Source organism: Nocardia sp. AB354 (assembly GCF_049538315.1).
In the GTDB taxonomy this organism is placed as follows: domain Bacteria; phylum Actinomycetota; class Actinomycetes; order Mycobacteriales; family Mycobacteriaceae; genus Nocardia; species Nocardia nova.
The window spans coordinates 50,241-76,475 of the sequence record NZ_JBMVFU010000006.1; the positions used below are offsets into that span (position 1 = coordinate 50,241).

A 26,235-nucleotide genomic window follows, 5' to 3' on the forward strand; every position below is an offset into this window, starting at 1 on the left:
TCAGGAGGCGAATCGTCCGCTGCGCAGCGCGCTTTCGCGGTGCTGCGGCGGAAAGCCCGGACCCAGCCGAGCCGATACTTCGGCGTGCCGCAGCGGTTCTCCGCACTGTGCGCACACCACTTCGGCGTGGGTGTCGTGCCCGCAGGTGTCGTGGTGGACGACCACCGGCGGTCCGGCTTCCGGGGCGAGCCAGCGGTCACCCCAGCGCATCATGGCCGTGAGCACCGGGAAGAAATCGCGTCCCTTGTCGGTGAGGTGGTATTCGTAGCGGACCGGACGATCCTGATAGGGGACCTTCTCCAGCATCCCCTCCCCGACCAGCCGCGTCAGGCGCTGGGTGAGGACATTGCGACTCAGGCCCAGCGTGCGTTCGAAATCGTCGAAACGCGTTGTGCCGTAGAACGCTTCGCGCAACACCAGCGGCGTCCACCAGTCACCGATCAGATCGACCGTGCGGGCGACCGAACAGGGCCAGGTGGCGAAGGTGGTGCGCTTCATGTACCCACCGTATCGATCCGGGCGGGCACGTACTTGTGCCACGGGGTGCCGACCCATTCGTCGCGATCGTCGAAAGCTGTCAACTCGTTGGGGGCGGCCCCGCTGGTGAGGACCTCGTCCGCCTCGACGACGGACAGGCCCAGGCCGTTGGGCAGCGCCAGATGTCCGCTGCGCATGCGGTCGGTCGGCTCGACGGTCACCTGCGCACTGCCGTTGCGGGTGGTGAGCCGCACCTCGTCGCCGGAGGTCAGGCCCAGCCGGAGGGCATCGGCGGTGCTGATGCGCAGCGCGCCTGCGGGATCGCGTTTGCGCCAGGCCGGATCGCGCATGATGGTGTTGGCGGTGAAGGCGCGCCGCTCCCCGGCGGCCAGGACGAACGGCCAATCGTGGTCCTCGTCCGGTGCGGGGAGTGCGGCCAATGCCGACAGCAGTTCCGGAACGGCGAGCCGGACTTTGCCGCCGCGCACCCGGTTCCAGGTCTCGTCGACCTCGTCGTCGGTGATGACGACGCCGTGTTCGCCGGTGAGGATCGCCTCGAACAGCCGCTCCCCGGCAGCGAGGCCGGTGCCGTAGCCGGCTCGCTCCACGCCGGCCGGGTTCTTCCGGGCGCAGGTGTAGGCGGCGCCCCACAACACCGCGGCGGCAGCGGCGCCGTCGGGCAGTGTCGGGCCGAGGGTGCGGTAGAGCAGGATCGGAGCCAGCTTCGCCTTCGCCGGATCGGCGAGGACGGCGAGAAATGCCATGGCGAAGGCCTCGCGGCCCTGGTCGAGCGCCGCGCGCAGCGGCCGGTAATCGTCCTCGGTCAGCGCCGCGGCGGCCTCGACGAGCCGGGCGTGAATCTCGGGTTCGGCGAGGACGCCGGGCGGAGCCGCAAGCACCGGATGCCTGAGGTGGAAGATGTTGCGAGGGAATTCGAAGTTGAAGAAGGTCGCCTCGTACTTCTCGAACTGGGTCGGCGCGGGCAGGACGTAGTCGGCGGCGCGAGCGGTTTCGGTCATCGCCACGTCGATGACGACCACCAGTTCCAGCGCCGCGAGTGCGTCGCGCATCCGGGCCGAATCCGCCAGTGAGTGAACGGGATTGGCGCTCTCGACGATCATCGCCCGATAGCGGGCCGGATGGTCGGTCAGAATCTCCTCGGTGATCACGTTGCACGGCACCAGTCCGCTGATGATGCGCGCGCCCACGACCGGGCTGCGCGGCCCGGCGTCGGCGGGATGGCCGCGATCGTGCCCGATCGCCGCCATTCCGGAGAAGGCGTACTGCGTCCCGGGCTTGCCGAGGTTTCCGGTGAGCAGCCAGAGCAGTTTCTCGACGTAGCTGACCAGTGTCGAATGGCGGTTCATCTGGACGCCGAGGTCCTCGAGCGCGGCGACCGAGTCCGCCGCTGCCAGGCGGTGAGTCGCCGCGGTGACCAGGCCGATCTCGACATCGGCCAGGGCGCAGTACTCCTCGATCGGCACCGTGCGCAGCACCGCCGCCACCTCGTCGAAACCTTCGGTGCGCGCGGCCAGCCAGTCATGGTCGACCAGGTCGTCACGGATCAGGATCGCCGCCATCGCCGCCAGCAGATAGATGTCGGTGCCGGGGCGCAGTTGCAGATGGAAATCGGCCAGTTCGGCGGTCTCGGTGCGGACCGGGTCGAGCACGATGATCGAGCGCTGTGGATCGCGCGCGATCTCCTTCAGTACCGAGCGGGCGCGCGGGAAACCGTGGGACTGATAGGGATTCTTACCGATGAACAGCGCCACCTCGGCATGTTCGACGTCCGAGCGGACCGGATGGCCGGTCATCCGAGCGCCGACCCAGAAGTCGCCGGTCTTCTCCTGGGCCAGCGCGCTGGATCGATAACGCATGCCGTAGGCGGCCATGGTGGCCGGAGCGTAGGCGCCGCCGAGATGATTGCCCTGGCCGCCGCCACCGTAGTAGAAGATCGATTCGCCGCCGTATTCGGCGCCGATCTCGCGCAGACGCGCGGAGATCTCCGAAATAGCGGTGTCCCAATCGATTTCGGTGAACGATCCGTCGGCGTTGCGGCGCAGCGGCGCGGTGAGGCGGCCGGTGCGCCCGTTCTGGTACCGATCCAGTTGCAGAGCCTTGTTGCAGGTGTAGCCCGCCGAGGAAGGATGCAGCTTGTCGCCGCGAATCTTGTCGAAGCTGCGGCCGTCGGCGCCCAGCAGCACCTGGATGCCGCAATTGCACTCGCACAGGATGCATGCCGTCGGATGCCAGTCGGTCATGAGAGCAGCGTAGAAGAGTTAGTTCACAAACGCTACCCACAAATCGGGCCGACTGCCGCTGGATCGTGCCAGGCTTGGACCGGGGCCGATGAGTTTGTCCGTCCGGCGCCGTCGTACCGGTGAGAGAACGCAATCCCATCCAGAGGAGCGATCATGTCCTACACCTTCGAACCCGGAGATCCGTGCTGGATCGAGTTGTTCACCGCCGACACCGATCGAGCCGTCGATTTCTACGGCGAGCTGTTCGGCTGGACCGCCGAGAGCGATGAGCAGTACGGCGGGTACATCACCTTCCGCAAGGACGGCAATGCCGTCGCCGGCGGGATGCGCAACGACGGCACCGACGGTGCGCCCGATCAGTGGACCGTGTATCTGACCAGCGTCGATGTCCATGCCACCGCTGCCTCCGCCGCCGAGCACGGCGGCCGGGTCGTGGTGGAGCCGATGGCCATCGGCGACGTGGGCAGTATGGCCGTCCTCGCCGATCCGTCCGGTGCGGGTGTCGGTGCGTGGCAGCCCGGCGTCCACCGCGGTTTCGGTTCCTTCGGCGTCGCCGGTGGCGGCAACTGGAGCGGGCACGTCGGGTACCCGTCGTGGTTCGAACTGCACACACCGGCCTATGCCGAGGCGTTGACGTTCTACCGCGAGGTGTTCGGCTGGCGCGATCCCTTCACCGTCGGTGATTCACCCGAGTTCCGTTACACGACAATTCATTCCGCGACGCCGATGCTCGGTGGCGTGATGGACTCGGCGGCGCATCTGCCCGCGGGATCTCCCGGCGGGTGGCGCGTCTACATCGGCGCCGAGGACGTCGATGCGACGGTGAAGCAGGCGGTGAGCCTGGGGGGTTCGGTCGAATCCGAGCCCGAGAACACGCCGTACGGACGGTTGGCCGCGCTGCGCGATCCGAGCGGTGTCGCGTTCAGCGTGGGTGGTAACGCGTCCTGACATTTCATTACCCGTCCGGTAATCGCGCCGGGGGAATGGTCCTCGCTACCGTCGAGGTTGTCCCGAGCGGTCGGGAACGCGGTACGAGATGTGGGAGCGATGATGTCGGACGAACGGGCGCTGGTGATCGGCGGCGGTGGGGTGGCGGGTATCGCCTGGGCGAACGGCGTGATTGCCGGGTTGGCCGATGCGGGCATCGATCTCACCGCCGCCGATGTGTACATCGGCACGTCGGCGGGCGCCAATGTGGCGGCACAGCTGACCAGCGGGCTGACGCCGGAGGAGCTGTTCCGCCGCCAGATCGACCCGGCGCTGCAGAGCGCCGAGATCGTGCCGGAGGGCAATCCGCTCGAGGGGGTGTGGGAGACGATCAACCAGATCATCACCGAGAGCGGCGGCGATATGGCCGTGGCGCGGCGGCGACTCGGCAACCTCGCCCTGGCGACCGATACCGTGCCGGAATCCGCCCGGCGCGCGGTGATCGAATCGCGGCTGCCGGTGCACGAATGGCCCCGGCAGCGGCTGCTGATCACCGCCGTCGACGCCGGCACGGGTGAACCGCGCGTGTTCGATCGCGACTCCGGGGTCGCGCTGGTCGACGCGGTGACAGCCAGTTCGGCGGTGCCGCTGGTCTGGCCGCCGCACACCGTCGACGGCGTGCGCTATACCGATGGTGGCGTGCGGACCAGTGTCAATGCCGATCTGGCGGCCGGATTCGACCGGGTGCTGATCATTGCGCCGCTGCCCGATCCGGCGCTGGACGGTGAGATCGCGGGACTCATCGAACGGGGCGCGCGGGTGGAATCGATCGTCCCCGACGAGGCCGCGATCGCCGCCTTCGGGGCGAATCCGCTCGACACCGCCTCCCGCGTGCCGTCGGCGCATGCCGGTCGGGTGCAGGGAAAGTCGGCGGCAGCGCGGATCGCCGAACTGTGGGGCTAGGCGGCGTTTCGGGGTCTTGACCCGCAGCGCCGACGTCGCGAACCGATTCCGCGGTGAGCGGCTCGGTATGTGATCCGCCTCGGGATCGGCGCGCAGCCGTCCCGGTACGATGTCACGACGGGCTGCGGTCGGTTCAGGCCCGGCTGGCGGCGAGTGCCTCCTGTGCGGCCGGGAGGGCTGCGGCTCGGTCACTGTCGACGAGGCCGATCCGGGTGCGTCGATCCAGCAGGTCGCTCTCGTCCAGCGCGCACTCATGAGTTGTCGCATAAGCGAATTCGGCGCGCAGGACGTCGATACCGGGTGCGACCGGTTCGGCGAGGCCCGGATTGTCCCGCAGTGCGGCGAGCACCTGGGTGGCCTGGTCTCCGTATCGTTCGACCAGCACCCCGGGTGCCGCGATCCGGTCGCGTGAGCGTCCGGACACCGCTCCTACCAACGGAATTCGCTTGGTCCGGCAGGGGGCGGCGGACAGGCCGGCGGCGGCTACGGCGGCATCGACCGCATCCTCGGCCATCTGCCGGTAGGTGGTCAGCTTGCCGCCGACGATGGTGATCGGGCCGCCGGGGGAGTGCAGGACCGCGTGCTCCCGCGAGATGTCGGCGGTGGAATCCTCGGCGGTGCGCAGCAGTGGCCGCAGGCCGGCGAACGACCCGCGGATATCGCTGCGCCGCAACGGTTCCCGCAACACGGTGTTCACCGTGTCGAGCAGGAAATCGACCTCGGAGTCGGTGGGCTTCGGTTCGTCCGGAACCGGGCCGGGTGCATCCTCGTCGGTCAGGCCCAGATAGACGCGGCCGTGCGCGGCCGGGAAGGCGAAGACGAAACGGCTGGTGCTGCCCGGAATCGGCACGGTCAGTGAGGCGGTGAGCCCGCCGAAGGCCGCGGCGTCGAAGACCAGGTGGGTGCCGCGGCTGGGCCGCAACTCGATGCTCGGATCGACCTGGTCGGCCCACACCCCGGCCGCGTTGATCACCGAATGTGCTCGTACGGACAGGGTTTCACCGGTCAGCAAATCGTGCAGGACCGCGGACTCACCGGTCACCTGCTCGGCGCGTACCCGGGTGAGCACGGTCGCGCCGTGCGCCGCGGCGGTGCGCGCGATCGTCACCACCAGTCGCGCGTCGTCGACGAGCTGGCCGTCCCAGGCCGTCATCCCGCCGCGCAACCCGGCGCGGCGCAGTGTCGGCGCCAGCCGCAGCGCTTCGGCCGCGGCGACCCGGCGCGATCGCGGCAATATCCTCGGCGAGGTTCCGGCGCTGCGCCGCAGCACATCTCCGGCCAGGAAGCCCGCGCGGACCAGCAGTCGCTGCGGCAGGGAACCGCCGGAGAACGACGGAACCAGCTGCGGAATCGAACGAGTCAGGTGAGGTGCGGTGGTGGTGAGCAGGATGTCGCGTTCCACCGCGCTCTCGTGGGCGATTCCGACCCCGCCGGAGGCGAGATAGCGCAATCCGCCGTGGACGAGTTTCGAACTCCATCGGCTGGTCCCGAAGGCCAGATCGTGGGCCTCCACCAGGACGGTTCGCAAGCCGCGAGCGGCCGCGTCCAACGCCACCCCCGCACCGGTGACACCGCCGCCGACGACCAGGACGTCGATGCGGTCCGCATCGCCGAGCGCCTGCAGTTCACGGCCGCGGCGGGCGGCGTTGAGTGCCGAATCTCCCGCGGTGTCGCCGAGCCCGTGGCCCGCCGTCGATGCGCTCTCGTCGAGCATGCGCTGTCTCGCTCTCTGTTTTCGGGACTAGTCGGTATCGGGACGCAGGTACCGGTCGACGACGCGGGCGAGCTCGACATCGAGCCCGGCGTCGTCGAGCAGATGGCTGACCGTGCTCGCCGACTGCACGGTGGACTGGCCGATCAGCAGCAGCATGGTGGCCAGGTGGTCGGGATCGCCGGCGCGGATGGAACCGTCGCGTTGTCCCTCGCGCACAGCGGTCGAGAACACCTGGATCAATTGCCGCTGGTTGCGGCCGAGCCGGCCGAACACGTAGGTCAGCATCAGGTCGGTGTCGATGCGGAAGATCTTGGCGAACAACGGGTTCGAGCGAATCTCGGCCGCGCCCGAGACGATGCCCTCCACCAGGCGCGCGCGGGCCGGACCTTCGGTGGGAATGCTCGCCGCCACGATCTCGCTGAGCTCTCGGACCAGCAGCTCGGCGATCAGCGACCGGGTGTCGGGCCAGCGCCGGTACACCGTGGGTCGACTGACGCCGGCGCGCCGGGCGACTTCACTCAGCGTGGTCCGGCGTACACCGAACTCCTCGACACAGGCGCGTCCCGCCTCCAGGATCGCCAGGTCGATGGCCGGCACTTCGCTGTCGGGGCCGGGGGATTCGTTGGGCTCCATCAACAACTCACCAATCGATCCGTATTCGTCAACTACGTTCATGTTCGTTACTGCTTGACAGTCTATGTCAGACTGTAACGCATGGTCGACACGCGACAGGACACATCGGCAGTACAACCGGAAAACTCGACGCCGGGCGAGTCGTCCGATCGCCCGAGTATGGTCTGGGATGCCTGGGGCATCGCCTCGGCGCATGCGCCGCTTCCGGACCGGATCCGGACCCTGGTGGCGCAGGTGTTCGGAGTGTCCGGGGACCCGGTGGCCCGTCGTGATGAGGGCGACGTGCCGCTGCGGGAATCCGGCTTGACGGCCGCGCATCGAGCGGGGCTGTCGGCGGTGGTCGGTGCGGATCGAGTGTCGACCGACCACCGCGACCGGTTGTTGCACGCGGGCGGCAAGAGCACCCCCGACCTGCTGCGCCGCCGCGCCGAAGCGCCGCAGGACGCACCCGACGCCGTCGTCTTTCCCGCCGACCACGACCAGGTGCTGGCCGTTCTGGCCTACTGCGCCGAGCAGGCCGTCGCGGTCGTCCCCTTCGGCGGCGGCACCAGTGTGGTGGGCGGGGTGGAACCCGCGCGGGGTCGCTTCGCCACCGTGATCGCGCTGGATCTGCGGCGCCTCGACGGACTGTCCGACGTCGACCCGGTGAGCGGTACCGCGACCCTGGGTGCCGGGCTGACCGGACCGCAGGCGGAGAAGCTGCTCGCCGGCCACGGCCTGTCGCTCGGGCATTTCCCGCAGAGCTTCGAATACGCGAGCATCGGCGGCTTCGCGGCCACCCGATCCTCGGGCCAGGCCTCGGCCGGCTACGGCCGCTTCGACGACATGATCATGCGCCTGAAGGTCGCAACACCCACGGGCACAGTCGATCTCGGTCGTGCGCCCGCCTCGGCCGCCGGACCCGATCTGCGCGAGTTGTTCGCCGGATCCGAGGGCACGCTCGGTGTCATTACCGAGGTGACGCTGCGGGTGCATCCGATTCCGGAGACCACCGCCTATCAGGCGTGGTCGTTCCCGGACTTCGTCACCGGCGCCGCCGCGCTGCGCACCGTGGTACAGAACGGCGCGGCGCCGACCGTGCTGCGCCTGTCCGACGAGGCCGAGACCGGGCTCAATCTGGCCCGTTCCGGTGATATCGGCGGGGCGTCGGTCGGTGGCTGCCTGGCCGTCACCACGTTCGAGGGCACCGCGGCCCATGTGGCCGCGCGGAGTGCCGAGGCCTCGGCACTGCTCGCCGCGGCCGGCGGCACCGCACTCGGTGAACAGCCGGCGCGGGAATGGGAACACGGCCGTTTCGCCGCGCCGTATCTGCGCGATGCGCTGCTCGACATCGGCGTGCTGTGCGAAACGCTCGAGACGGCGACCAGCTGGTCGAATGTCGAGCGGCTCAAGGCAGCGGTCACCGCCGCACTCACCGAATCGCTCGGAGCACAGGGCACTCCCGCGATGGTGATGTGCCATATCTCGCATACCTACCCGACCGGCGCCTCGCTGTATTTCACCGTCGTCGCCAAACAGGCCGATGATCCGCTGGCGCAGTGGGCGCTGGCCAAACGCGCCGTCGGTGACGCCATCGCCGGAAACGGTGGCACCATCACCCACCACCACGCCGTCGGCGCCGACCACCGGCCGTGGATGTCGGCCGAGATCGGCGACCTGGGCGCGCGCATCCTGCGCGCGGTCAAGGACGCCGTCGACCCGGCGGGAATCCTCAACCCGGGCAAGCTGATTCCATGACCGCCATCCGATCGGTCGCGCTGGTGACCAACCCGCACTCCGGCCACGGCCGGGGACTGGCCGCGGCCGCCGCGGCCGCCGCCCGCTTCGCCGAACGCGGTGTGCGGGTACGCGAGATCCGCGGTGCCGACGCCGCGGAAACCGTTCGCCTGATCCGGGATTCGGTGCGGGGCCCCGAGTGTCCCGACGCAGTCGTCTGCGCGGGCGGTGACGGACTGGTCTGCGTCACGCTGCAGGCCATCGCCTCGACCGGGGTGCCGCTGGGGCTGCTGCCCGGTGGGACCGGAAACGACCTGGCCCGGGAGCTGGGCGTGCCCGACGACGATCCGCGCGCCGCGGCCGATATCGTGCTCGGCGGTTCCGTGCGCACCATCGACCTCGGCGCGATCGAATCCCGGCCCGACCCCGAGCACGCTCAGGGGTGGGCGGCCGGCATCGAACCCGCGATCGCGCATCGGCCCATGCGATTCGCCACCGTCGCCGGCACCGGCTTCGACGCGCGAGTGACCTTGCGCGCCAACAGCATGCGCCGGCCGAAGGGCTCGCTGCGGTACTCCTTCGCCGCCGTGCCGGAACTGCTCGGGCAACTCGGGGTGCCCTACCGTATCGAACTGTCCGGCGAGCCGGGTTCGGCCGGTGATCGCGTCTTCGAGACCGAGGCCGTGATGGTGGCGGTCGGCAACACCCGGACCTACGGCGGGGGCATGCTCATCTGCCCCGACGCGATCGTCGACGACGGCCTGCTCGACCTGACCGTGGTCGGCGCCATGTCGCGGCTGCAGATGGTCCGTCTGCTCCCGGCGCTGGCCGCCGGCAAGCGCGTCGATCATCCGGCGGTCGGGCACTATCGGGCCCGGACCATCACCCTCACCGCCGCGGTACCGGCGACCGCCGACGGCGACCCGGCGGGACTGCTACCGGCTACCTTCCGCGCCGAACCCGGAGCGCTGGCGATACTCGTGCCGTGACCCGCCGCGCGCAGGCGGGGCGCGGCCTCCGCATCCCGGCGGCGAATCTGCGAGCATGCTGAGTGGCAAACCTGCACCTGCACAACGGATTCGGGCAAAAGCTGAGAATTGCATATGGATTGGTGTATTGCGCCGATCCGGGCGGTAGTCTCGAAGACGTGGGCGGGGTTTTCGGTGTCCCTCATCCGCCGAAACCCCCGCCCTACATCTTTCTCCGGTGCCGTGTGCAGGGCCCTGTCGAGTGCTCCTGCTCAACTCCGTAGAATCGCACGGTGACCAGCGCAGCCCCTGATAACTCGCGAAATCGTGCCGACGCCCTCCCCAAGAGCTGGAACCCCAGCGATGTAGAGGCCGACCTGTACGAGCGCTGGGTAGCGGCCGGTTACTTCACCGCCGACCCGGCGAGCGACAAGCCGCCCTATTCGATCGTGCTGCCGCCGCCGAACGTCACCGGCAACCTGCACATGGGCCACGCCTTCGACCACACCCTGATGGACCTGCTCACCCGCCGCAAGCGGATGCAGGGCTATGAGGTGCTGTGGCTGCCCGGTATGGACCACGCCGGTATCGCCACCCAGACCGTGGTCGAGAAGCAGCTCGCCGTCGACGGCAAGACCAAGGAAGACTTCGGCCGCGAACTGTTCGTCGACAAGGTCTGGGATTGGAAGCGCGAATCCGGCGGCGCCATCCAGGGCCAGATGCGCCGCCTCGGCGACGGCATCGACTGGAGCCGCGACCGCTTCACCATGGACGACGGCCTGTCCCGCGCAGTGCAGACCATCTTCAAGCGACTCTACGACGCCGGGCTGATCTACCGCGCCGAGCGCTTGGTGAACTGGTCGCCCTCGCTCGAGACCGCCATCTCCGACGTCGAGGTGAAATACGAGGACGTCGAGGGTGAGCTCGTCTCGCTGCGCTACGGCTCGCTGAACGACGACGAACCGCACGTCATCGTGGCCACCACCCGGGTGGAGACCATGCTCGGCGATACCGCGGTCGCGGTGCATCCGGACGACGAGCGATACCGGGCGCTGATCGGCACCACCGTCTACCACCCGATCACCGGTCGCCAGATCCCGATCGTCGCCGACGACTACGTCGACCCCGAATTCGGCTCCGGCGCAGTGAAGATCACCCCCGCGCACGACCCCAACGACTTCGAGATCGGCCTGCGGCACAACCTGCCGATGCCGACCATCATGGACAAGACCGGCAAGATCGCCGACACCGGAACCGAATTCGACGGGATGGACCGGTTCGAGGCGCGCGTCAAGATTCGCGAGCGGCTGGCCGACGAAGGGCGCATCGTCGCCGAGAAGCGTCCGTACGTGCACAGCGTCGGACACTCCGAGCGCTCCGGCGAACCGATCGAACCGCGCCTGTCGATGCAGTGGTGGGTGAAGGTCGAATCGCTGGCCAAGGCCGCCGGTGACGCCGTGCGCAACGGCGCGGTGAAGATCTACCCGGCGAGCCAGGAACCGCGCTGGTTCGAGTGGGTCGACAACATGCACGACTGGTGCATCTCACGGCAGCTGTGGTGGGGCCACCGCATCCCGATCTGGTACGGCCCCGAGGGCGAGATCGCGTGTGTCGGCCCCGACGAGCAGGCGCCCGAGGGCTGGGTGCAGGACCCGGATGTTCTCGACACCTGGTTCTCCTCCGGCCTGTGGCCCTTCTCCACGATGGGCTGGCCGGACGCCACCCCGGAACTGGCGAAGTTCTATCCCACCAGCGTGCTGGTCACCGGCTACGACATCCTGTTCTTCTGGGTGGCTCGGATGATGATGTTCGGCATGTTCGTCTCCGACGATCCGGTCATCGCCGCCGGTAAGGATCCCGGACGGCAGCAGGTTCCGTTCGACGACGTCTTCCTGCACGGCCTCATCCGCGACGAATTCGGCCGCAAATACTCCAAGTCCAAGGGCATCGGTGTCGACCCGCTGCTGTGGATCGACGAATTCGGCGCGGACGCAACACGTTTCACCCTGGCCCGGGGCGCCCAGCCGGGTAGCGACCTGTCGGTCGGTCCGCCGCACGTGCAGGCCTCGCGCAACTTCATCACGAAGCTGTTCAACGCCAGCAAGTTCGCGCTCATGAACGGGGCCGCGCCGGGCGAACTGCCCGAACGCGCCACCCTCACCGACACCGACCGCTGGATCCTCGACCGGCTGGACGAGGTGCGCGTCGAGGTGGACGCGGCCTTCGACCGCTACGAATTCGGCAAGGCCTGTGAGGCGCTGTACCACTTCGCCTGGGACGAACTGTGTGACTGGTACCTGGAATTGGCCAAGGTGCAGTTCGCCGAGTCGGAGGAACGGGCCGCGAGCACGCGCGTCGTTCTCGGCAACGTGCTGGATTCGGTGCTGCGCCTGCTGCACCCGGCCATCCCGTTCGTCACCGAAACGCTGTGGCAGGCCCTCACCGAGGCCGGCGAGGACGACTCGCTGGTGATCGCCGCGTGGCCGCAGTCCTCGGGTGTCGCCACCGATACCGTTGCGGCGCAGCGCATCGCGGATCTGCAGAAGCTGGTCACCGAGATCCGCCGGTTCCGCAGCGATCAGGGCCTGACCGACAAGCAGAAGGTCGCCGCGAAACTGATCGGCATCGATACCGCCGACCTGACCGGGCTGCACGCGGAGATCGCCAGCCTGGCCCGGCTCACCGCTCCGGACGCCGACTTCTCCGCGACCGCCGCGGTGGAGGTGCGCCTGTCCGGCGCCACCGTCACCGTCGAACTGGACACCTCCGGTTCGGTTGACCTCGACGCCGAACGCCGCCGGCTGGAGAAGGATCTCGCGGCCGCGCAGAAGGACCTCGCCGCCACCAGCGCCAAACTCGGCAACGAGGCCTTCCTGGCCAAGGCGCCCGACGAGGTGGTCGCCAAGATCCGCACCCGTCGCGAGGTCGCCGAATCCGAGGTGGACCGGATCGGGGCGCGGCTGGCGCAGATCACGGAGCCGGCGGCGAAGAAGTGAGCGGCGGCGAAGGATTCGACCGCGAACCGCTCGCCGGCGGTGCGGACCGGCTGCGCACCGGTCCCTCGCCGGTGGACCTCGCCGAAATGGCGCTGGTCGAGGCCGAACTCGACCAGCGCTGGGGTGAAACCAAGATCGAGCCGTCGCTGACCCGGATCGCGACCCTGATGGACCTGCTCGGCTCCCCGCAGCAGAGCTATCCCGCCATCCACATCGCGGGCACCAACGGCAAGACCTCGGTCACCCGGATGGTCGACGCGCTGCTCACCGCGCTGCACCGGCGCACCGGGCGGTTCACCAGCCCGCATCTGCAACTGGCGACCGAACGAATCGCCATCGACAACGCGCCGATCAGCCCGGCCCGCTACGTCGAGATCTATCGGGAACTGCTGCCCTACGTCGAGATGATCGACGCGCGATCGACCGACGGAGCCCTCGGCGACGGACCGGGACCGCGGATGAGCAAATTCGAGGTCCTCGTCGCGATGGCGTACGCGGCGTTCGCCGAGGCGCCGGTCGATGTCGCGGTCGTCGAGACCGGGATGGGCGGCACCTGGGACGCGACCAACGTCATCGACGGGCAGGTCGCGGTGATCACGCCGATCGGCCTGGACCACACCGACTATCTGGGGCCGGATCTGGCCTCGATCGCCGGTGAGAAGGCCGGGATCATCAAGAAGTCGCCGCAGGATCTGCTGATTCCGCGCGACACCGTGGCCATCATCGCCGAACAGGATCCCGAGGCGATGGAGGTGCTGCTGCGGCGCGCGGTCGAGGCCGATGCCGCGGTGGCCCGCGCCGGGTCCGAGTTCCGGGTGCTGTCGCGCCGCGTCGCGATCGGCGGTCAGGTACTGGAGATCCAGGGGCTCGGCGGCGTCTACGACGAGATCTTCCTGCCGCTGCACGGCGAACACCAGGCGCACAACGCGGCGCTGGCGCTCGCCGCGGTCGAGGCGTTCTTCGGCGCCGGCGCGCAGAAACAACTCGACATCGACGCGGTGCGCGCCGGATTCGCGGCGGCGGCCAGTCCGGGCCGGATGGAACGGATGCGCAGCGCGCCGACCATCTTCATCGACGCCGCGCACAATCCCGCCGGTGCGCGGGCGCTGGCCGCGACCCTCACCGAGGAATTCGACTTCCGTAAGTTGGTGGGCGTGGTCGCGGTGCTCTCGGACAAGGATGCGGCCGGCATTCTCGCCGCGCTGGAGCCGGTGCTGGACGAGATCGTTGTCACCACCAACGGTTCACCGCGGGCGCTCGGCGTCGACGAACTCGCCGACCTGGCCGTCCAGCGTTTCGGTGATGAGCGAGTCGTCACCGCGAACAGCCTCGCCGATGCGGTGGAAACCGCGATCGCCATCGCCGAGGAAGCCGGCGACGCCGGCGAACCGGTATCCGGCGCGGGCATCGTGGTCACCGGCTCGGTGGTCACCGCGGGTGCGGCGCGCTCGCTGTTCGGGAAGGACCCCGCGTGAAGCGGTGGGCCGGAGGCGGCAGCTTGCGTCACCACGCAGGCCCGGCGGAACGCGGCATCGGATACCGCGTGAAGCGGTGGGGCAGCTTGCGTCACCAGGCAGGCCCGGCGGAACGTGGACGCAGGGTGCAGTGGGAAGCTGGTGTCGAGGGCATCGGCGGTGCGGCGCGGAGGAGGCAACGTGGGTAGCGAGGACGATGTGCGCGGCGAGGCCGGCGCACCGAAGCCGGGTGTACCCGCGCCCGCGACCGACCCGTGGAAGGGTTTCCGCGGTGTGATGGCCGGTGCGCTGGTACTCGAGGCCATCACCGTGCTGCTGGCACTGCCGGTGGTCGGGGCCGTCGGCGGCGGGCTGAGCTGGTGGTCGGTGACCTACCTGGTCGGCCTGGCCGTATTGATGTTCGTCGGCTCCGGGATGCAGCGCCGCTCGTGGGCCGTGCCGTTCAATCTCGGCCTGCAGGTGCTGGTGCTGGCCGGCGGATTCATCCATCTGTCGATCGGCATCATCGGCGTCGTGTTCGCGGCCGTGTGGGCGTTCATTCTGGTCCTGCGCTCCGACGTCAAACGCCGCATGGACCAGGGTTTACTGCCCAGCCAGCGGATGCAGGGCTCGTCCTGAGGGCTCGGTTCGGAATCCCGTGGCAGCGCCGGTTAGAGTGGCGCCGTGACTGAGCAGACGTTGGTACTCATCAAGCCGGACGGCGTGGCCCGAGGCCTGGTTGGTGAGATCATCACCCGCATCGAACGCAAAGGCCTGAAGATCGCGGCCCTCAAGCTCGAGCAGGTTTCCGAAGAACTTGCCGCCGCCCACTACGCCGAACACGCCGACAAGCCGTTCTACGGCTCGCTGATCGAATTCATCACCTCCGGACCGGTCGTCGCTGCCATCCTCGAAGGCCCGCGCGCCATCGCCGCCTTCCGCCAGCTCGCCGGCGGCACCGACCCGGTCGAGAAGGCCGTTCCCGGCAGCATCCGCGGCGACTACGCCCTGGAAACCCAGTTCAACCTCGTGCACGGCTCCGACTCGCCCGAATCCGCGAAGCGCGAGATCGCACTCTGGTTCTAGCTCTGTCTTTCAGGCTCCGATTCGCACCGGCGGGTTCGCGGCCTCTGGGCTCGCCGTTCGGGCATCCGACGGCGAGCCGGCCGCGAACGGTCGCTCGGAGGACTCGCTCCGGGCCGGGTGAGCCGGTTTGCTCGCGGGTCGCGGCGACACTCCAGCCGGTGATCGACGTCGGTCGGGAAAGACCTCCTCAGGTGTAGGAAAGAGCCGCCGGTCGGGCCACGGAAACGGGGCGGTCGCGCTCCGATGGCGTACCAGTGGGTCGCTGTGTGGGATACTGGAAGCGGATGTGATCGACGCCTACCTATCGGGGCAGGTGGCGAACGCAACCGAATGGCACCGCGGCTCGACGCCGATCATCGCTGCCCCGGACGGTTACAAGACTCGCTGTTCGGCGGCACGCTGGATGAGCGCTCGAGTTCAGGTGTGAAAGCCAACAGCCAGGCGCCGCGTGACCAGTTAGCCCGAACGACGTACGACAGGTGATAACCGGGCACGCGGGGCGAGACCATCAGACCTTGCGCCACAGGCGTGAGGCGAACGGACAGCGCCCCCGCGTCGGCCGCGTCACTCTCGTACGAGTGGGACGCGCCCGGGGGCCCGAGGAGATTTCGTGGCCGATCAAGAGCCGCAAGGAACATCGCAGAGCAATGGTGAATCCACCTCGACCGAGGTGGCCGGGGTAGGGGAGGCAGCGCAGTTGCCCGAACGTATCCGGGTGCACGCGCTGGCGAAACTTTTGGGAACCACCAGCAAGCGCATCCTTGCCCACCTGACCGAACTGGGTGCGGAAGCCCGCAGTGCCCAATCCAGCCTGGACCGGACCGTCGCCGAATCCGTGCGCGACGCGCTCGTTCCCCCACAGGCCGGCGCCGAGCAACCGGTGGCCGAGCCCGCGACCGAACAGGCCGATACGCCTGCTCCGGCGCCCGCCGAGAGTGCGTCTCCGGCGACCACGTCCACCGCCGCGGCCGATACCGCGCAGACCGCCACCGCGCCGGATACGGCCGGCGAGCCCGTGCCGAGCGAGTCCGGCGCATCCACCGCGGTCGCCGAAACCGAGGTCGCCGATACCGTGCAGGCCGCGGGCGTCGCCGAGGCCGCCGGCACGGCGAACTCCGCAGTGACATCCGAGTCGCCGGCGACCACCGCCGAGCCCGAATCGGCACCCCACACTTCGCTGTTCACCAGCCCGTTCCAGCAGCCCGTCGCGCAGCCCGAGGAGCCGGTCGTCTTCGAGCCGGCGAGTATCGCGGCCGCGCCGCTGTTCCTGCCGCCGGATGCCGCGGCGGCCGAGGAAATGCGCCGCCGCCGGCGCGCCGAACGCGAGGCCAAGGCCGCCGAAAAGGCGGCCGAGAAAGCCGCTGAAAAGGCCGCCGAGAAAGCCGGCGAAAAGGTCACCGACACCGAGCCGGAGGAAACTCCGGCGGAGCCCGAGTCCGTCGCGGCAGCCGAGCCCGAGACCGAAGCCGGCGGCGACTGGGACGACGAGCAGTCGCGTGACGAGCAGGAGGACGGCGGTCGCTCGCGTCGTCGCCGCCGTGGCCGTCGCGGTCGCGGCCGGGGCCGGGGCGAACAGCACGCCGATCACGAGTCCGACGACGAATCCGACGACGAGGACGCCGAGTCGCACGCCGACTCCGACGAATCCGCCGAGGAAGCGGCCGCCGAGCAGACCGGCGAGGAGAGCGACGACGAGTCGGGTTCGACGCCGGAGGGTTCCACCCGCCGTCGCCGTCGTCGCCGTCGTCGCAAGGCCGGTGAGGACAACGAATCCGAGCCTGCCGACGACGATCCGCCGAACACCGTCGTGCACGAGCGGGAACCGCGCAACAAGCGCCGCGCGGTCGACGAGGTGCAGGGCATCAGCGGGTCGACCCGGCTGGAGGCCAAGCGGCAGCGTCGTCGCGACGGTCGCGAGGCCGGTCGCCGCCGCCCGCCGATCCTCACCGAATCGGAATTCCTGGCCCGTCGCGAGGCGGTCGACCGGGTCATGGTGGTACGCGAGAAGTCGTTCCCGGCCGGTGAACACTCGCATGTCGGCGCGACCACCCAGGTGGCGGTGCTCGAGGACAACGTCCTGGTCGAGCATTTCGTTACCAACACCGGCACGGCGTCCATGGTCGGCAACGTCTACCTGGGCAAGGTGCAGAACGTGCTGCCCAGCATGGAGGCGGCGTTCGTCGATATCGGCCGCGGCCGCAACGGCGTGCTCTACGCCGGTGAGGTGAACTGGGAGGCCGCCGGGCTCGGCGGCAAGGAACGCAAGATCGAGCAGGCTCTCAAACCCGGCGACACCGTCCTGGTGCAGGTCAGCAAGGATCCGGTGGGGCACAAGGGCGCCCGGCTGACCACGCAGATCAGCCTGGCCGGTCGCTTCCTGGTCTACGTTCCGGGCGGGACCTCGACCGGTATCAGCCGCAAACTGCCCGACACCGAGCGCAAGCGGCTCAAGGAGATCCTGCGCGATATCGTCCCGCAGGACGCCGGAGTGATCATCCGCACCGCGTCCGAAGGTGTGAGCGAGACCGAGCTGGCCCGCGACGTCGAGCGGCTGCAGGCCACCTGGAAGACCATCGAGAAGCAGGCCGAGAACGGGTCGGGCGCGCCGAAGACCCTGTACGAAGAGCCGGACCTGCTGGTCAAGGTGGTCCGCGACCTGTTCAACGAGGACTTCTCCAAGCTGGTCATCGAGGGTGACCGGGCGTGGACGACCGTCGAGAACTACGTCCGCACCGTCGCACCGGACATGCTGGCCCGGGTCGAGCGCTACGAGAACAACGGCGTGGACGTCTTCGGCAGCCTGCGCATCGACGAGCAGCTGGCGAAGGCCCTCGACCGCAAGGTGTGGCTGCCGTCCGGCGGCACCCTGGTCATCGACCGCACCGAGGCGATGACCGTGATCGACGTCAACACCGGCAAGTTCACCGGTTCCGGCGGCAGCAACCTGGAAGAAACGGTCACCCGCAACAACCTGGAGGCCGCCGAGGAGATCGTGCGCCAGATGCGGTTGCGCGATATCGGCGGCATGATCGTCGTCGACTTCATCGACATGGTGCTGGAATCCAACCGCGATCTGGTGCTGCGTCGCCTCACCGAGGCGCTCGGACGCGACCGTACTCGCCATCAGGTGTCGGAGGTCACCTCACTCGGCCTGGTCCAGATGACCCGCAAGAAGCTGGGCACCGGACTGGTCGAGGCGTTCTCCACCACCTGTGAGCACTGCCACGGCCGCGGCATCATCGTGCACAACTACCCGGTCGAGACCGCGCCCGCCGAGGAAGGGGCCGGCCGCCGCGAAGGCCGTCGCCGCCGCAAGGACAAGGACCGCGACAAGGAGACCAAGCAGGCGAGCACCGCCGCGCCCGAGACCGCGGATTCGCATCCTGAGGAGGAGGCGGCCGTCAAGCGCGCTCATCCGGTCGCGCTCGCGATGGCCGCGCATCACACCGACGACGAGGTGCCCGAGGCCGCCGCGCCGGTCGAGGCGAAGGCGGAACCGAGCCCGCAGGCCAAGGGCTCGCGGGATTCGCGCCGGGGACGTGCGAGGGCGGCAGCGGCGGAGGTCACCGAATCCGCTGAAGCCGAAGCCGTCCGGGCGGAACCCGTGCCCGCGGAAGCAGCCGAATCCGTGGTCGCCGGCGGTCGAGACGGCTCCGAGCCGGTCGCGGAGTCCGAGCGGCCCGCACAGGAGCCCGCTGCCGAACGGGTGCCCGCGGTGACCGGCCGAATCGGAGCACAGTTGGCGCCGGCCGAGCCCACGTCCACTTTAGCTCCGGCGGAGACGAAGCCGGTCGAGAAGGCGTCGGTCGAGAAGAAGCCGGACGAGCAGGCTCCGGAGGCAGGTGTCCGTCGCGGCCGCCGCCGGGTGGCTCGCACCGCGTCGGCTCCGTCGACCGACAGCCGGGGCGCGGTCTTCGTCCTGACCGACGCCGATCAGGACAGCGCGCCGAAGTTCTCGCTCGACGAGCTGGCTCCGGCCGAGGTGACCCCGCGGCAGCGGACCCGTCGCCGGGCCGCCGGGCGAGCCGCGGGCGCGCCGGAATCGCCGAACTGATCCGGGGCGTCGAACCGGAGAACACGCAGCACAGGCCCCGCCCGCACGGCGGGCGGGGCGCCGCCGCGGATCGCGTTCGGAGTGGTGGCGACCCGGTTTGGTGCGTGGGGTGGCAGTCCTGTAATCTTGGACAGTCGCTGCCCGGTGACAGCACCGTGTTGTGTTGAGAAAACGCTGCGCTGTCATGAGATCCGGCTCGAAAACGAGCCCTCCGGTGCGGAAGAAGTACCGAGGCGGCGGTGACTATCAGACCAGTCGTACGGCGGTTTCCGGTGTCCACCGGCAGGCGGCCGTGTGAGCAGAGTGCCGAGCACTAGTTGAGGAAAGAGGGCAGCCGACCGATGGCAACGTACGCGATCGTCAAGACCGGCGGAAAGCAGTACAAGGTCGCGGTCGGTGACCTGGTGAAGGTCGAGAAAATCGAGGGTGAACCGGGCACGGCCGTATCGCTGTCGCCGGTGCTGGTGGTTGACGGCGCCGAGCTGACTACCGATGCCGACAAGCTGGCCAAGGTTTCGGTGTCCGCCGAGGTGGTCGAGCAGACCAAGGGCCCGAAGATCCGGATCCACAAGTTCAAGAACAAGACCGGCTACCACAAGCGTCAGGGCCACCGTCAGAAGCTGACGGTCCTGAAGGTCACCGGCATCAAGTAATTTCGACCTAGCGGAACCACCCGGTTTCGAATCGAGGAGTTTTCAGCCATGGCACATAAGAAGGGTGCGTCCAGCTCTCGCAACGGTCGCGATTCCAACTCCAAGCGACTCGGCGTGAAGCGCTTCGGCGGCCAGGCCGTCAAGGCCGGAGAGATCCTGGTTCGCCAGCGCGGAACCCACTTCCACCCCGGCGTCAACGTCGGCCGCGGCGGCGACGACACGCTGTTCGCCCTCGAGGCGGGCGCGGTCCAGTTCGGCACCAAGCGGGGCCGCAAGACCGTCAACATCGTGGTACCGGAGCCGGTGCAGGCCTGAGCCGCGCCGGAGCCTTCTCCACACATTCTTCGAAGCGGGCCAGGGTTTAGCAGATAAACCCTGGCCCGTTCGCCGTTCCGGGAGGCTCACCACCACCGTCCACCGAAACACAGAGGTCCAGCTGGCATGTCCAAATTCATCGATCGTGTGGTACTGCACGTCCGCGCCGGTAAGGGCGGCCACGGCTGTGCCTCGGTGCATCGGGAGAAGTACAAGCCGCTCGGCGGACCCGACGGTGGCAACGGCGGCAACGGCGGGGACGTGATTCTCGAAGTCGACCCGAACGTGCACACGCTGCTGGACTTCCACTTCCACCCGCACGCCAAAGCCGGCAACGGCAAACCCGGCGAGGGCGGTAACCGCGACGGCAAACAGGGTTCGGAGCTGCTGCTGAAGGTGCCCGACGGCACGGTCGTCATCGACGACGACGGGGAGGTCGTGGCCGATCTGGTCGGCGCGGGCACCCGGTTCGTGGCGGCGCGCGGTGGCCGCGGGGGGCTCGGCAATGCGGCGCTGGTGTCGCGCGCCCGCAAGGCGCCCGGCTTCGCCCTGCTGGGTGAGGAGGGCGAGGAGCGCGATCTCGTTCTCGAACTGAAATCCGTGGCCGATGTCGGCCTGGTCGGGTTCCCCTCGGCCGGAAAGTCTTCGCTCGTTTCGGTGCTCTCGGCGGCCAAGCCCAAAATCGCCGATTACCCCTTCACGACGCTGGTGCCGAATCTCGGCGTGGTGTCCAGCGGGGACACCACCTTCACCGTCGCCGATGTGCCGGGCCTGATCCCCGGCGCCAGCGACGGACGCGGCCTGGGGCTGGACTTCCTGCGGCATCTCGAGCGATGCGCGGTGCTGGCTCACGTAGTCGATTGCGCCACACTGGAACCCGGCCGCGACCCGATCTCCGACGTCGACGCGCTCGAGGCCGAACTGGCCGCCTATCGCCCCGCCCTGCAGGCCGACGCCGGCCTGGGCGATCTGGCCGATCGGCCGCGCGTGGTCATCCTCAACAAGGCCGATATCCCCGACGCCGCCGAATTGGCCGAGATGGTGACGTCCGAGTTCACCGAGCGCGGCTGGCCGGTGTTCACGATTTCCGCGGTGAGCCGGGAAGGTTTGCGGCCGTTGACCTTCGCGCTGGCCGATATGGTCCGCGAGTATCGCGAGGCGCATCCGAAGGCGGCGCCGAAGCGTCCGGTGATCCGGCCGGTGGTGGCCGGGGAGACCGGCTTCACCGTCGAACCCGATCCGGAGGTCGAGGGCGGCTTCATCGTCCGCGGTGAGCGCCCCGAAAGATGGGTGCGCCAAACGCAGTTCGACAACGACGAGGCCGTCGGCTACCTGGCTGACCGGCTCGCGCGCCTGGGCGTCGAGGACGAGCTGGTTCGCCAGGGTGCGGTGCCCGGCGCCGAGGTCACCATCGGCGATGTGAGCTTCGAGTGGGAGCCGCAGATCTCGGCCGGCGTCGATATGGTGATGACCGGGCGCGGGACCGACCCCCGCCTGGACCAGACCGACCGCATCTCCGCCGCCGAGCGCAAGCATGCCTCCCGGGTGCGCCGCGGCCTGGTCTCGGAGGACGAGGACCAACCGTGATCGCCCGCCACGCCGGTTTCGCCGGTGTGTGCGGGCGTGCCGGTCCGGTAGTCGTCGTGCGTCACGGTGGTGGCGCGTCAAGTGAGTGAGTGTTGTTGTGACACAGGTGGATTACGATAAGGGAGCGGTAACTACTAGGCAGTCGATCCGGACCGCGCGCAGCGTGGTGGTCAAGATCGGCTCGTCGGCGCTGACCAGCCTCGAGGGCGGACTCGACAACGCGCGCCTGGACAAGCTCGCCGAGGCGATCGAGGCCCGTATGCGCGCCGGATCGGATGTGGTGGTGGTCTCCTCCGGTGCGATCGGCGCCGGCATAGCCCCGCTCGGATTGGCCGCCCGCCCAAGGGATCTCGCGACGAAGCAGGCCGCGGCGAGCGTCGGCCAGCTGGCGCTGGCCCACGCCTGGGGCACCTCGTTCGCCCGATTCGACCGGGTGGTGGGGCAGGTGTTGCTCACCGCGGGTGACTTCGCCCGGCGCGAACACCACCGCAACGCGCAGCGCACCCTCGACCGTTTGCGTGCCCTGCACGCGGTCGCGGTGGTCAACGAGAACGACACCATCGCCACCGAGGAGATCCGCTTCGGTGACAACGACCGGCTGGCCGCGCTGGTGGCGCATCTGGTCGGTGCGGATGCGCTGGTTCTGCTGTCGGATGTGGACGGACTCTACGACGGCGACCCCCGCAAGGGCGCCGCGACATTCATTCCCGAGGTGCGCAACAGCGCCGACCTCGACGGTGTGATCGCCGGTAGCGGTGGCGCACTCGGCACCGGCGGTATGGCGTCGAAGCTCTCGGCCGCCCGCCTCGCCGCCGACGCCGGCGTGCCCGTCCTGTTGGCCGCCGCCTCCGATGCTGCGCTGGCACTGCGCGACGCCTCGGTGGGCACGGCCTTCGCCGCGCGTCCGGTCCGGTTGTCGGCCCGCAAGTTCTGGGTCCGGCACGCCGCCGACAGCCGCGGCGCCATCCACCTCGACGCCGGCGCCGTCAGGGCCGTCGCGCATTCGCGCCGGTCGCTCCTCGCCGCCGGCATCACCGGCGTCAAGGGCCGCTTCTACGGCGGTGATGTGGTCGACCTGCTCGCTCCCGACGGCCGCACCGTAGCGCGCGGCGTCGTCGAATACGACAGCACCGAACTGCAAGCCATGGCCGGCCACTCCACCTCCGAACTGCCGGAAGGTATGCAGCGCCCCGTCATTCACGCCGACGATCTGGTGAAGCTGTAGGCATCTCGGCTCCGGATCGAGAGTCGTACCCGCAGCGCGAAAGCCACTCGGCCTCTGTACGTTCCGGCTCCGCCGCCGAGCCGTTCGATGAGAAGGCTGTCGAAACGTCGCGATCGATGCCGCCGTGTCGGTCGGCGACAACATTCTCGACGGAGTTCCTACCGCCGCGCCACGCTGATCAACAGCCGTGCCCGGACCGGGCGGGGCGCGTTCCGCCCGGCCCGGCGGCGACTGCCGAATCTCGCGCGACCGACTATCGATCGGCCCCGGGGATACACCGGTGGTCGGGAGTCGCCGATGTGTCGGCGTTGGGGATGAGGGCTACGTGTGTGCGCCGACGACAACGTCCTCGACGGGAGCTGCTACTCCTGTTCCGCGGCGTCGGCCGGCTCACCTGGGTTGGGCGCTGGGTGATGTGTCCGGACATAGCTGGACTGTCGAACTCTCACGCCCCCGAATACCGATCAGCCCGGCGGCGATACCCCGGGTTGGTCGGGAGTCGTCGGTGTATCGGTGTTGGGGATGGGGCCGGTGATACCTGGCTGACCTTCCTGGTCGGTGAGCGGAGGCGCCGACGGGTCGGATGGGCCGGGGGCCGGAGGTGGTGCGGGCGTGGGGGATTGGGGTGGCGGGGTGGATGCCGACGGGTCGGGTGAGTGCGGTGCGGGGGTGTCGGAGGGTGGCGGGGGAGCCGGTGCGGTGGTGGCCGGCGGCGCGGTATTCGGATCGGGCGGCGGTGGACCCGGCGGCACCGAACTGTCCGGACCGGACGGTGCGGGCGCCTGCGTCGGGTCGGGCGAGGTAGGAGCGGAGGAGGTCGGGGGCGCCGGGGTCGGCGCCGGGCCCGGATCGTGTGTCGGTGCGGCGGGCGGCGGCGCCGAGGGACTCGGTGCCGGGTCGCCGGGCGCGGGCGCGGGTTGCGTCTGCGAAGGTGCGGGAGCTGGGCTCTCGGGTGCGGGCGTGGGGGCGGGTGCGGGTGCAGCCGGCGAGTGCGGCGTGGGTGTGCCGGGGGCAGTGGCCGAGTCCGGTGCCTGATCGGGTGTCGAGGGCTCCGGCTCGGAAGGCAGTGGGGCGGTGGGGCTTTGGTGTGATTGCGGCCGGTCGCCGTCCGGGCGCGCGGGAGCGCTGGGGCGCGGTCCGCCGGGGTCGGCTTGTGCCGGGGGTTCGGGCAGGGCCGGGACCGCGGTGCCCGCGGCGGAGTAGGCCGGTTTGTAGATCATGTTCATCGTCAGAATCGCCTCTTGACGCATGACCTCCTGGGCGATGCGCGCATCGATCACATGCGCGGCCTCGAGCACCCGGGCGATGGCGCCCACCGGTCCGGAATCGCCCGGCGGCGGTACCGCCATTTTGACCGCTTCCGCGGCTCCGGCGACCGCCCCGAGCCGAGCACCGACCTCACCGAAGACAGCGGCCAACTCGTCGACGGAGGCGGCGAAGCTGTGCGCGCTCGCGGCGGCGGCCTCGGCGGCCGGGCCCTGCCATCCGGCGTGATCCATGATTCGTTCGGCCTGCGATCGGGTGGCGGGCATGGATCCGGTCAGCGTGGCGGCCGCCTCCAACCAGATCAGCGAGGCCCGCAGAATCTCACCGGCCTCGATCTTCTCGGTACCGGTGTGGATCTGCTCATGCGTCATCGACTCGAAATGTTCCATGGCGCTGATGTATTGGGGGTCGGTGTGCGAAGCGGCCGGCCCGTAACGGAATTCGGCGCTCATCGCGACAGTCCGGAGGAGATCGCCCGCAGCGCGGCCGCATGCGCGGAATCGGCCTCCTCGTAGAGCCCGGCGCTGGTCAGGAAGGCCTCTTTCATGCGGTAGGCGGCGGCAATGTACTGGTCGAGCAGTTCGGCCGCATCGCGCGCCTTACGGCCGAAGCCGGCCTGCAGCTGCTGCGCGGAGAAGAAGCCTCCGAAGCCGCTGAGCTGCGACACCGAATCGAGGCGCTGCTGTAGTTCCCGAAGCCGGTCGGCCTGCTGCTGATAGATCTCCGCGCACCCACGCGCGGCCGCAGGATCGAAGGTGACGGTTCCCCCACGCGCGGCCTGCAGGAAACGGGTGATATCGGCCTGGCTGGTCTCGATCGTCATGCGCACCCCTGAGATCGGTCGGTCCGATCAGCCTAATGGGGAACGCCCGGAGGCGGCAGCGGAGCATTACCACGTAGGGCTCCCCATTGGACTGTAATCACACAGCCCGATGAGGGATGGCCGAGGCGGCTTCCCGGTGAGGCTGCAGGTCGACCCAGCTTACTGGTTCCGGCGATGTCCGGTCAGCCCGAGTTGCCCGAATCCGTGCATGCCACAGTCATCGCGGAATGCGTTTTTGCAGATGAGCGCCGATCTGCTGCCGGCTCGCGGGCACGATGTGGACTTCGTCGCCCGCCTTGATGAGATAGCGCCCGTCGTCGGCGACGTCGATCCAGGTGTAGTACAGCGGTGGGGGTGGTGTGGCCCGGTCCAATCCGGATTCGATGCGGATATGTCCCTCGGCGGTATGCGGTTTCAGCAGCAGGCGGCGTATGCGCGGCGCCGGCGGCGAGGTCGGCCGTGGGCAGTCGTCGTCGCGCACCGCTTCGCTCGGCGCCGAGCGCGCGGGTTCGCCTCCGGCCGGGCACTCGGGCAGCAGGGCGGCGATGCGGGCGCCCAGTTTGGCGGTGTGACCGATCGACAAGCGGATGGACCCGCCGAATCCGGGTGTGCGTCCCGGTTCCTGGATCGCGAGTACGGCGTGGTCGTAGATCGCCGCCGCCACCGCCCGGATTTCGGTTCCCGCGCTGTGCGCGCCCCCGATCGCGACCACGCGGGTGTGCGGCGCGGCGAGGATGCGCAGACAGGCGGACAGGTCGGGGTCCGCGCCGAGCGGCAGCCGTACCTCGAGGGTCTTGCGCAAGGTGGCCGCCTCGTCCTCGGTGCGGGGTGACTCGAGAATGCGAAGCGGGAAGGGATGGCGATCGAGGTCGGTCTCGCGCCAGATGTGCGCGAACTCGTCCGGTGTGAATGTCCAACTCACGCCGAATTACACCCTCCACCGATCGTCACGAGCCTCAACGTAGCGTAGCCGCGCACCCGGCGGGCGGCCAGCCGATCTTGTTCGGAATTCGGTTAACACCGGTGAGCGCGGCCGGTATATCGAGACAACGCCGTGGTGACCGCCTGTGCATCGCGGCATGCCGGATACGTGATCACCGGTATTCCGAAACGTCGA

General features: G+C 69.2%; 20 protein-coding genes. 13 read left to right on the forward strand and 7 right to left on the reverse strand.

Features of this window, described 5'->3' with window-relative positions; all coding sequences use genetic code 11:
• A complete protein-coding gene (locus ACPCUW_RS10660) occupies positions 1-498 on the reverse strand; it encodes a winged helix-turn-helix transcriptional regulator (RefSeq protein ID WP_423424548.1) in 498 nt (165 codons plus the stop codon).
• Positions 495-2,738 (reverse strand): molybdopterin-dependent oxidoreductase, encoded by a 2,244-nt coding sequence (locus ACPCUW_RS10665; RefSeq protein ID WP_423424550.1) that lies wholly within the window; start codon positions 2,736-2,738, stop codon positions 495-497. The genes ACPCUW_RS10660 and ACPCUW_RS10665 overlap by 4 nt, the downstream gene beginning before the upstream one ends.
• Before the next feature lie 153 nt (positions 2,739-2,891).
• Here ACPCUW_RS10665 and ACPCUW_RS10670 point away from each other — a divergent pair, with 153 nt between their 5' ends.
• Positions 2,892-3,686, forward strand: a complete 795-nt coding sequence (locus ACPCUW_RS10670) for a VOC family protein (RefSeq protein ID WP_423424551.1) — start codon at positions 2,892-2,894, stop codon at positions 3,684-3,686.
• A gap of 99 nt (positions 3,687-3,785) precedes the next feature.
• Positions 3,786-4,628: a patatin-like phospholipase family protein gene (locus ACPCUW_RS10675; protein ID WP_423424553.1), complete on the forward strand. Its 843-nt coding sequence runs from the start codon at positions 3,786-3,788 to the stop codon at positions 4,626-4,628.
• 133 nt (positions 4,629-4,761) lie between these two features.
• On the opposite strand, the gene ACPCUW_RS10680 is transcribed toward ACPCUW_RS10675, so the two are convergent.
• Together ACPCUW_RS10680 and ACPCUW_RS10685 are read right to left on the reverse strand one after the other, a co-directional pair.
• A complete protein-coding gene (locus ACPCUW_RS10680; RefSeq protein WP_423424554.1) occupies positions 4,762-6,342 on the reverse strand; it encodes a glycerol-3-phosphate dehydrogenase/oxidase in 1,581 nt (526 codons plus the stop codon).
• A 27-nt stretch (positions 6,343-6,369) separates the two neighbouring features.
• A complete protein-coding gene (locus ACPCUW_RS10685; protein WP_227462926.1) occupies positions 6,370-7,017 on the reverse strand; it encodes a TetR/AcrR family transcriptional regulator in 648 nt (215 codons plus the stop codon).
• A 117-nt stretch (positions 7,018-7,134) separates the two neighbouring features.
• Between ACPCUW_RS10685 and ACPCUW_RS10690 the strand changes: the two genes are divergently transcribed.
• The 11 genes from ACPCUW_RS10690 (at position 7,135) to proB (ending at position 23,029) form a co-directional block, all read left to right on the forward strand.
• Positions 7,135-8,712, forward strand: a complete 1,578-nt coding sequence (locus ACPCUW_RS10690; protein ID WP_064927158.1) for an FAD-binding oxidoreductase — start codon at positions 7,135-7,137, stop codon at positions 8,710-8,712.
• The gene (locus ACPCUW_RS10695; protein ID WP_064907492.1) at positions 8,709-9,680 is read left to right on the forward strand and encodes a diacylglycerol kinase family protein; all 972 of its coding nucleotides are present in this window, start codon (positions 8,709-8,711) and stop codon (positions 9,678-9,680) included. Before ACPCUW_RS10690 ends, ACPCUW_RS10695 begins: the two co-directional genes overlap by 4 nt.
• A gap of 272 nt (positions 9,681-9,952) precedes the next feature.
• Positions 9,953-12,655 carry a valine--tRNA ligase gene (locus ACPCUW_RS10700; protein WP_423424557.1) on the forward strand — a complete coding sequence of 901 codons (2,703 nt, stop codon included), beginning with the start codon at positions 9,953-9,955 and terminating at the stop codon, positions 12,653-12,655.
• Between the two features lie 50 nt (positions 12,656-12,705).
• The gene (gene folC, locus ACPCUW_RS10705; RefSeq protein WP_411157384.1) at positions 12,706-14,130 is read left to right on the forward strand and encodes a bifunctional tetrahydrofolate synthase/dihydrofolate synthase; all 1,425 of its coding nucleotides are present in this window, start codon (positions 12,706-12,708) and stop codon (positions 14,128-14,130) included.
• A gap of 276 nt (positions 14,131-14,406) precedes the next feature.
• Positions 14,407-14,748, forward strand: coding sequence for a DUF4233 domain-containing protein (locus ACPCUW_RS10710; RefSeq protein WP_082857361.1), 342 nt, complete (start codon positions 14,407-14,409; stop codon positions 14,746-14,748).
• Positions 14,749-14,793: 45 nt separating this feature from the next.
• Positions 14,794-15,195: a nucleoside-diphosphate kinase gene (ndk, locus tag ACPCUW_RS10715; protein WP_030512744.1), complete on the forward strand. Its 402-nt coding sequence runs from the start codon at positions 14,794-14,796 to the stop codon at positions 15,193-15,195.
• A gap of 697 nt (positions 15,196-15,892) precedes the next feature.
• On the forward strand, positions 15,893-19,249 hold the full coding sequence (locus tag ACPCUW_RS10720) for a translation initiation factor IF-2 N-terminal domain-containing protein (protein ID WP_423424802.1): 3,357 nt from the start codon (positions 15,893-15,895) through the stop codon (positions 19,247-19,249).
• A 341-nt stretch (positions 19,250-19,590) separates the two neighbouring features.
• The gene (rplU, locus tag ACPCUW_RS10725) at positions 19,591-19,902 is read left to right on the forward strand and encodes a 50S ribosomal protein L21 (protein WP_030512746.1); all 312 of its coding nucleotides are present in this window, start codon (positions 19,591-19,593) and stop codon (positions 19,900-19,902) included.
• A 48-nt stretch (positions 19,903-19,950) separates the two neighbouring features.
• Positions 19,951-20,217 carry a 50S ribosomal protein L27 gene (gene rpmA / locus ACPCUW_RS10730; RefSeq protein WP_030512747.1) on the forward strand — a complete coding sequence of 89 codons (267 nt, stop codon included), beginning with the start codon at positions 19,951-19,953 and terminating at the stop codon, positions 20,215-20,217.
• A 126-nt stretch (positions 20,218-20,343) separates the two neighbouring features.
• Positions 20,344-21,804, forward strand: coding sequence for a GTPase ObgE (obgE, locus tag ACPCUW_RS10735; protein WP_104394116.1), 1,461 nt, complete (start codon positions 20,344-20,346; stop codon positions 21,802-21,804).
• Positions 21,805-21,910: 106 nt separating this feature from the next.
• Positions 21,911-23,029: a glutamate 5-kinase gene (proB, locus tag ACPCUW_RS10740; RefSeq protein ID WP_063017715.1), complete on the forward strand. Its 1,119-nt coding sequence runs from the start codon at positions 21,911-21,913 to the stop codon at positions 23,027-23,029.
• Positions 23,030-23,493: 464 nt separating this feature from the next.
• Here the strand turns inward: proB and ACPCUW_RS10745 are convergent, their stop codons facing one another.
• From ACPCUW_RS10745 to ACPCUW_RS10755, 3 genes are all read right to left on the reverse strand, one after another.
• Complete coding sequence (locus ACPCUW_RS10745) at positions 23,494-24,747, reverse strand: hypothetical protein (protein WP_423424560.1); 1,254 nt, start codon at positions 24,745-24,747, stop codon at positions 23,494-23,496.
• Complete coding sequence (locus tag ACPCUW_RS10750) at positions 24,744-25,118, reverse strand: hypothetical protein (protein WP_030512751.1); 375 nt, start codon at positions 25,116-25,118, stop codon at positions 24,744-24,746. The genes ACPCUW_RS10745 and ACPCUW_RS10750 overlap by 4 nt, the downstream gene beginning before the upstream one ends.
• Before the next feature lie 217 nt (positions 25,119-25,335).
• Positions 25,336-26,040 carry an ESX secretion-associated protein EspG gene (locus ACPCUW_RS10755; protein ID WP_063017692.1) on the reverse strand — a complete coding sequence of 235 codons (705 nt, stop codon included), beginning with the start codon at positions 26,038-26,040 and terminating at the stop codon, positions 25,336-25,338.
• Positions 26,041-26,235: the final 195 nt, after the last annotated feature.

Coding starts and splice junctions, on each gene's coding strand:
- ACPCUW_RS10660 (WP_423424548.1), bottom strand. CDS start 498: ATGAAGCGCACCACCTTCGCCACCTGGCCCTGTTCGGTCGCCCGCACG.
- ACPCUW_RS10665 (WP_423424550.1), bottom strand. CDS start 2,738: ATGACCGACTGGCATCCGACGGCATGCATCCTGTGCGAGTGCAATTGC.
- ACPCUW_RS10670 (WP_423424551.1), top strand. CDS start 2,892: ATGTCCTACACCTTCGAACCCGGAGATCCGTGCTGGATCGAGTTGTTC.
- ACPCUW_RS10675 (WP_423424553.1), top strand. CDS start 3,786: ATGATGTCGGACGAACGGGCGCTGGTGATCGGCGGCGGTGGGGTGGCG.
- ACPCUW_RS10680 (WP_423424554.1), bottom strand. CDS start 6,342: ATGCTCGACGAGAGCGCATCGACGGCGGGCCACGGGCTCGGCGACACC.
- ACPCUW_RS10685 (WP_227462926.1), bottom strand. CDS start 7,017: ATGAACGTAGTTGACGAATACGGATCGATTGGTGAGTTGTTGATGGAG.
- ACPCUW_RS10690 (WP_064927158.1), top strand. CDS start 7,135: ATGGTCTGGGATGCCTGGGGCATCGCCTCGGCGCATGCGCCGCTTCCG.
- ACPCUW_RS10695 (WP_064907492.1), top strand. CDS start 8,709: ATGACCGCCATCCGATCGGTCGCGCTGGTGACCAACCCGCACTCCGGC.
- ACPCUW_RS10710 (WP_082857361.1), top strand. CDS start 14,407: ATGGCCGGTGCGCTGGTACTCGAGGCCATCACCGTGCTGCTGGCACTG.
- rplU (WP_030512746.1), top strand. CDS start 19,591: ATGGCAACGTACGCGATCGTCAAGACCGGCGGAAAGCAGTACAAGGTC.
- rpmA (WP_030512747.1), top strand. CDS start 19,951: ATGGCACATAAGAAGGGTGCGTCCAGCTCTCGCAACGGTCGCGATTCC.
- obgE (WP_104394116.1), top strand. CDS start 20,344: ATGTCCAAATTCATCGATCGTGTGGTACTGCACGTCCGCGCCGGTAAG.
- ACPCUW_RS10745 (WP_423424560.1), bottom strand. CDS start 24,747: ATGAGCGCCGAATTCCGTTACGGGCCGGCCGCTTCGCACACCGACCCC.
- ACPCUW_RS10750 (WP_030512751.1), bottom strand. CDS start 25,118: ATGACGATCGAGACCAGCCAGGCCGATATCACCCGTTTCCTGCAGGCC.